This is a genomic window from Blautia sp. DFI.6.71 (assembly GCF_020593585.1).
GTDB lineage: Bacteria > Bacillota > Clostridia > Lachnospirales > Lachnospiraceae > Blautia_A > Blautia_A wexlerae.
Genome location: NZ_JAJDMJ010000105.1, coordinates 1 through 2,463, shown reverse-complemented (window position 1 = coordinate 2,463; position 2,463 = coordinate 1). Strand labels below are relative to the sequence as shown.

At 38.5% G+C, this 2,463-nt stretch carries 1 protein-coding gene; it reads left to right on the top strand.

Annotation, left to right across the window (positions count from 1 at the left end):
- The first annotated feature begins 345 nt into the window (after positions 1-345).
- Positions 346-2,346, top strand: a complete 2,001-nt coding sequence (locus tag LJE12_RS19345) for a right-handed parallel beta-helix repeat-containing protein (RefSeq protein WP_227226997.1) — start codon at positions 346-348, stop codon at positions 2,344-2,346.
- The last annotated feature ends 117 nt before the right edge of the window (positions 2,347-2,463 follow it).

Genomic DNA, 2,463 nt, shown 5'->3' with positions numbered 1-2,463 from the left:
GCAGGAAGAATGAATCTCAAGGAAATGTCAACATGTATGTAGTTTTGAAGGTACAGTAAAAACCAGCTATCATCTAGCTGGTTTTTTTGTGTGCAAAAATCTATAGAAAGGAATGTCTGAAACTTCTGACCATTTACATAGAAAATTATAGAAAGTGGGATTAAAAATATATTGTCTTGCAGGAAAATGGGTTTTAAAATTATAAGCAAAATTTATAGAATCTATTAATCCTCTAAAATAATACATCTTAATCCAGCCCATCAGAGTGTGAAATCATGCTGAACTGTCTTAAATGCATTATTTACGAGGACTGCTATAATAGAAACATATATGGGAGGGTTTTTCATGAAGATTTATGTAAATGTAAATGCTGGTCATGATGGTAATGGTACAGAACAGATGCCGTTTCGTCATATTAATGATGCAGCAAAAATTGCACAGCCGGGGGATGAAGTTTGGGTAGCTCCTGGAGTTTATCAGGAATATGTAGATCCTGTTCATGCGGGTAGAGAGGATGCCAGAATTACTTACAGGAGTGTAGAGACTCTTGGGGCAGTTATTACCGGAGCAGAACGAATTCAGTCATGGGTTCCTTATAAGGAAAACGTATGGGTATGCCGTGTTGCGAACAGTCTTTTTGGCAACTATAATCCATATACAACTATGGTATATGGAGACTGGTATTTTGCTAAAGCTGACAAACATACAGGATGTGTATATCTTAATAACCGAGCACTTTATGAGGCTGGAAGTATAGAGGAATGTATTAAAGCCGAGGTTTATGAGTGTAGTTGGGTTCCGGAGGAATCTACTTATAAATGGTACACAGAACAGGATCAGGAAAAAGATGAGACAGTAATTTATGCGAATTTTCATGGAGCAGATCCAAATGAGGAAAATGTAGAAATTAATGTACGCCGTGAATGCTTTATGCCATCAAAAACAGGTGTTGGATATATCACAGTCAGTGGTTTCGTAGTTACAAAAGCAGCAACTACCTGGGCACCGCCTGCAGCTTATCAGGATGGCATGATCGGGCCTCACTGGAGTAAAGGATGGATCATTGAGGACTGCGAAATTTCTAACAGCAAATGTGCAGGAATTTCTCTTGGAAAATATTATGATCCGGAAAATGATCATTATTTTACTAATAAATATGTTAAGAGTCCAACTCAAATGGAAAGAGACGCGGTATGCCGTGGACAGTATCATGGCTGGCTTAAGGAAAAAGTAGGAAGTCATATTATCCGCCGAAACAATATCCACCACTGTGAGCAGGGTGGTATTATCGGGCGTATGGGTGGTGTATTCAGTATTATTGAGGATAATCATATTCACCATATCAACAATATGATGGAATTGGGCGGAGCAGAAATTGCCGGAATTAAAATGCATGCTGCAATTGATGTTATTATGAGAAGAAATCATATTCATCATTGTACTATGGGAATCTGGTGTGATTGGGAAGCTCAGGGTACACGACTTTCTCAGAACCTGCTCCATGACAATCAGCGTCCGGCATTTGCTAAACAGTTGAAAGGTGGTATGATGTGCCAGGATATTTTTGTTGAAGTAGGTCATGGTCCTACTCTTATTGATAACAATATCCTTTTATCAGATGCCAGCCTGCGTTTTGCTACTCAGGGTGTTGCTATGGTACATAATCTGATCTGCGGTGCTTTAACTTGTGTAGGCGAAGGAACCAGTTGGCGTTATACACCATATCATATGCCTCATCGTACAGAGGTTATGGGATTTATGACTATACTTCATGGAGATGATCGTTTCTATAATAATATTTTCGTCCAGAAATGGCCTTCAGAAGATTTTATTACAATGCATGATTCTGATGATGGATTTGATTCTGAAAACAGAAAAGTCGGAACCTGGATGTTTGATGAGTATCCAACGTATGATGAATGGATTTCACAGTTTGATTTTACAAAACCTGCAGACATGAAGAAACTGGAATCAGTTCATTTTGATCATTTACCGGTATGGAGTGAAGGAAATGTTTATCTTAATGGTGCAAAGGCATGGAAACATGAGAAAAATGGGTTCGTTTCTTCTGAGAATGTGAAGGTAGAATTAACAGAGAAAGACGGAAAATATTTCCTGGATACAAATATATATGAGATTCTTGAAGATTTCTCCGGACGTATGATCAATACAGAAGTTTTGGGAAAAGCTTTTGAGCCGGAAGAATTCTTCGAAAATCCGGATGGAACACCGATAACATTTGATACCGATTACTTTGGAGGACACAGAGGTGCCAAGGTAATTCCCGGACCTTTTGCAGAGAAGGAAGACGTTGGGAAAAACGTTAATATATGTACTGCATTTTAAACGAATTAAGTAAGTTATCGGATACAATTGTGAATCTACGCCTGAGTGAGCAGTAATATAATTGTTACTGTTCACACACCACTATTCCGCGAGGTGTTTTGGCATGAATATGCCAAA

What these genes read in the sequence shown, in the direction of transcription:
- LJE12_RS19345 (WP_227226997.1), top strand. Translation starts at nt 346, where the DNA reads ATGAAGATTTATGTAAATGTAAATGCTGGTCATGATGGTAATGGTACA.